Raw genomic sequence first — 4,652 nt, 5'->3', positions numbered from 1 at the left:
AGGGTTTCATAGACGGTCGGGTTCGGTCCCGTCTGCGCACCCCCCTTTTTGCCGCAACCGACGCGCTGTCGAGGGCGGCGCGCCGAAAGTCGATGGCGTTGCGCCGTCCAAGCCGGTCGAGGAGTGCACGCTGGAGGCGGTCCCAGACGCCCGCCTCCTGCCAGTCGCGCAGGCGGCGCCAACATGTCATGCCGGACCCACAGCCCATCTCCTGGGGCAGCATCTTCCACGGGATTCCCGACTGTAGGACGAAGAGGATGCCGGTCAGGGCCGCGCGGTCGGGCAGACGAGGCCGACCGCCCTTCGGCTTCGGCGGCTCAGGCGGCAGCAGCGGCTCCACCACCGCCCACAGCCATCAGGGACAAGAGGCCTGCTCATGCCCCCAAAACGCGCCAAACCAGGTTTCGTTAGACGCTCTTAGCTTGAATTTGGCCATTCCAGGGTGAGGCGGTGAAGCGGGTAAAGTTTTGGCGTCCTGGCAAGAGGACCGCCCCAGGTTGACCCTGCCAGCCCGCTTCGCCGTGGTGGTCCCATGCTTCACACCATTCTTTTTCCAACGGAGTTCGCGGCATGCCGAAGTGCTGCTGGTTGGGGCCATTCTCGCCGGGCCTTGGGGTACAACTGCACAAAGCCGTGAAGCCAGTTCCAGACGGTAGCCTCCACTATGATGCACGCCGCTGCGCTTGTGGCAGCGCCGAGAGTACCTCTGTTCGCATGCGACGCAGCACGCCGTAACGATGTGCGGCGTCGTTGCGTCTCAGGTATTCGCGCGCTGCGGGTGTCAGCCGGTGCAACTCCTCGGTCCCGAGCGCGGGACGGAATTCGCGCAACATCTGCAGCGCTGCAGGACCTGCCCGCAGTCCCTGTAAAAGCACGCCATTGCGCGCTCCCTTCAGCTGATAGGCAATAAAACGCGGCAGCACCGACGCCGGTGAACCATATTTCATTCCGATATAGACACGATTTCGCACAAAATAGAACCAGCGTGTGCCGGCCCAGGCAAAGCGCTTCTCCGGGCTGACCTTATGCCGCACGGCGAGGTCGCCACGGTATCGCACGCGCAAACCGAGATTGATCAGGCGGAGACAGAAATCGAACTCATCCCATAGAAAGAATAGCGCGTCGTCATAGCCGCCGGCACGCTCGAAATCGGCTCGCCGGACGGCCGCGCCGGCACCGACAAAGGTGACCGTATCGAAGCTCTCACCTGCCCTTGGGAGAAGTGAAACCGGATAGCCCCAGGAGGACAGGTCATCCTCCCCGGTAGCGTGCACCAGGATGCGGCACCCGACCGCGGCGAGATCCGCATCTGCATCCAGAATGGCAACAGCCCGCGCCAGCGTGTCGGAGGCGGAGAACTCAGCATCATTGTCGAGCGCGAATACCACGCGCCCGCTGCCAAGCGCGGTTGCACGGTTGCGCCCTCCCGCCACACCCCAGTTGCGATCAAGACGGACCAGTGTCGCATCCGGGGCGCCCCGCATCACCTCGGCTAAACGTGCGACATTCTCCGGCCGGCTACCTTGGTCGGCAACCCACACGTGCTTCGAGACGCCGGTCTGGGCTCTGGCGGAGGCTACAGCCTCTGCAGTATCTTCGACCCGATCGAGGGCGAGGATCACTACGTCAGCGTCGTAGTCCGCCGCGGGCGCGCGGTGTACGCCGGATATGTGCTCTGGCGTCGGATAATCTGGGTAAGTCATCGACCCTCCAATCCGACGTCAGGCAGCGCCAATACTGCCAAACGAGCGGTCTGCTTCGCCTATTTCGGCACTGCAGAATCGCTCGATTCAAACCCCGCCCGATCGTTTTGTGAACAAACTCGCGGTTGTAAAGTGGAGTTGCTGCCTGAAAACTTCGATCAGCCCGAGTGCCACCTCGGTGCTTGGCGCCAGCACTGTGACGAAAGACAGCACTTGCGGATGTGGCTGTGCGAATGAGGGGTGTGGCAACTTCAACTGCCGAGCAACGAGGTATTCCGTTGCGCTGGGGCTATACGTCGTATCCCGACCGCTTCTATTATTGATCCCGCCTTCTACCAACTGAGCGAAGGAGTTGGCGCACCAATTCTGCATGTGTACGGTGCATCTGGACCAAGTAGCGCTCGTAGGCCGCAACCACACCCCAATCGTCGCAGGGCAAATCGTGAATCACTTCACCCTTGTCGAGCCTCATCCGCAAGCTTTGGGGGTCTCGCACCAACTCTTGGGGAAAGAGTGCTACGGGTCGCGTGTCTGGTTCGGATGATTTTGGAGGCGCGGGCCAGCCGCGCAATTGGGCAACCAACGCCCCATAGACATTATGCCCAAACAGAGGCCCGAGGCTGGCGACTGCGATAGGTCGCGGGTTTATCTCAATTAGGTAGGCGTTTGTTTTGCCACCCTCGAGCACAAAGTCAAAGCTCAATAAGCCGGAGCAGCCGAGTGCTGCGACTAGCCGAGCGGCGGTGTCCGCCATCTCGGGATTCTCGATGTGCCGGACCATGGTACTCGGCCCGGTCGGCCCGGGATGCGTGCGCTCCGCGAGAAAGCTCACAGCCTCAAGGACACGACCCTGAAAGGCGGCGAGAGTGTGCATGGCCGGCGTGCCGTTGATGTGTCTCTGCAGTAAAGGCGGTGCATCCGGCGAAAAGGGCAAACCCGCCCAGCGCCACAAGAAACGTCGGCTTGTCCTTGTGACCCAGCCTTTCCAGTGTTTGCCCCGAACCTGCAGCGTCTCGAACGCAGCGCCAAGTTGCATCGAATCCCAAGCAATCGCCACACCGTCCCCGCCGCCGCTGTGCTCACGCTTAAGGACAACTGGATAACCCCAAGCCGCTGCCACGTCACGCGCGACTACAGCATCGGTTGCCGTGCAGTGACCTGGAGTTCGCAGGCCGAGTCGCACCGCGAGATCCATGCCGCGCCGGCGATCACAGGCGACGGCAAAGCCCTGGGGCGAACCGAGCGCCTCCACCAGAGCTGCCCGAACCGGTTCGCGCGTTGAAGGATCAAGCGCGATGCCGCAAAGGAACTTCGCCGACAAGTCATCAAGAGGCACGACCGTGTCGGGCCGGAAATCCAACAGGGCAATCTCTAGCCGACGTCGGGCAGTGAGGAGCCCCAGGCGCCGGACACCGCGGTATGGCGGCAATACAAAGTGCCGCGCTGCAAAGCGCGTGAGCGAGGAGTAGGAACCAACTGGGCTCAGCACCGCGCATTCGGCACCGAGCCGGCCCATCGCTGCCACCGCACGTTCCGAGCCGACGCTGTTGATGATTGAGACAAAGAGGATTCTGGGCACGGGTGACATATGCACTGCGCAGCAAGCCTTGCCGTTGGATTGTTCGGTCGAGGTTAGCTTTCGGCAAGCCAACTGGCACCGTCAAATTGAATGGGCTTGGCGGGCGGAGCAGCCATTGGCAAGAGCTGGCAACTTGCTCCCCCGTCACCAAGTCCTCCATGCCGTCGACCATGTCCACTTTCAGGGAGGCGACAACGGCAAGTGGACGGCCGAAGTTGGCGCAAAGCTGCCGACCTTGGCTACTCGTCAGAGATGTCTGCGTGCCCGCCATCATCCGACGTGAGGCCAAGGGGTCTGATGGTCATCTTGGCCGAAACAGCTGAAGTCTTGAGCCGTCTGGACTATGCTGCCGCGGTAGGCGCTCACTTGTGACAGGGGGGTCTTATCGCAAGTCAGTCAACGCTGCTGTATAGCCAGCAGCAGCCGAGAGCGAATGGAAAGGGTTGCGGCTCTCCTCGTGGCGTAAGCTGATTGAATGAGCGACCCTTTATTCTCGTTCCCGCCCGATCAGCCTCAACCGGTCGAGAAAGCAGTGGAGGGGTAGCTCGCCGCCCCTCCGACACCTACCCGTTTTGGCCCGCGTGCTACCGCCGAGTTGGATGGACAGCATAGCTTCGAGGGTGGAACCTGTCCCATAGCCGCCCGCAGGACAGACGAGCACGGGTACGTGCCCGCCGAGCAAGGAGGCCATCGATGTCCGATGAAACGCTGCTGAGCAGGGCGCTGCAGGACGAGGACCGCCTCATGGCACTGCGGCGAACCGGCCTGCTGGACACCTCGCCCGAGGAGACCTTCGACCGCCTGACCCGGATGGTCTGCCGGCTGCTCGGCGTGCCGGCGGCGCTGGTGTCGCTGGTCGAGGCCGACCGCCAGTTCTTCAAGAGCGCTGTTGGCCTGCCGCAGCCCTGGCTGCTTCGACGCGAGACCTCCCTACTGCACTCGTTCTGTCAGCACGTTGTGGCCGCTGGGGAGCCGCTCCTGATCCAGGACGCGGGCCATCATCCACTGCTATCCGGCAACCTCGCCATCTCCGAGCTTGGCGTCGTCGCCTACCTCGGCATGCCGCTCATAACGCCAGATGGCCATGCGCTTGGCGCTTTATGCGCCATCCATACCGAGCCACGTGTTTGGACATCTGGCGATGCCGCGGCGTTGCGTGATCTCGCGGCGGTGACCATGAGCGAGATGACGCTGCGCCGACTGGCAGTGGAGATGGCCGAGCGCGGCCGCCAGGAGGCGGTGCAGCACCAGGCGACGGAGGCGCGAGTGCGCCGGCTTGAGGCGCTGCGCCGGCTCGCAGACGGTGTGGGGCACGACCTCGCCGGTGTCATGCAGGCGGTTCAGAGCGGGGTGCGCTTGGCCGGCGCGCG

General features: G+C 63.0%; 3 protein-coding genes and 1 pseudogene. 1 reads left to right on the top strand and 3 read right to left on the bottom strand.

What is annotated here, in order from left to right; all coding sequences use genetic code 11:
* From EP26_RS34520 to EP26_RS34515, 3 genes and pseudogenes are all read right to left on the bottom strand, one after another.
* A pseudogene (locus tag EP26_RS34520) lies at positions 1–378 on the bottom strand (transposase); the annotation flags it as partial.
* Between the two features lie 284 nt (positions 379–662).
* Positions 663–1,622: a glycosyltransferase family 2 protein gene (locus EP26_RS32840; protein ID WP_169747579.1), complete on the bottom strand. Its 960-nt coding sequence runs from the start codon at positions 1,620–1,622 to the stop codon at positions 663–665.
* A gap of 397 nt (positions 1,623–2,019) precedes the next feature.
* Complete coding sequence (locus EP26_RS34515; RefSeq protein WP_169747578.1) at positions 2,020–3,282, bottom strand: ATP-grasp domain-containing protein; 1,263 nt, start codon at positions 3,280–3,282, stop codon at positions 2,020–2,022.
* A gap of 693 nt (positions 3,283–3,975) precedes the next feature.
* On the opposite strand from EP26_RS34515, the gene EP26_RS31370 reads away from it, so the two are divergent.
* Positions 3,976–4,652 (top strand): GAF domain-containing protein (locus tag EP26_RS31370; protein ID WP_157034031.1); only part of this gene is annotated, 677 nt, incomplete at its 3' end.

The organism is Belnapia moabensis DSM 16746, from assembly GCF_000745835.1.
Lineage (GTDB): Bacteria > Pseudomonadota > Alphaproteobacteria > Acetobacterales > Acetobacteraceae > Belnapia > Belnapia moabensis.
The sequence above is the reverse complement of the archived record's forward strand: the minus strand, read 5'-3'. Positions and strand labels throughout refer to the sequence as shown.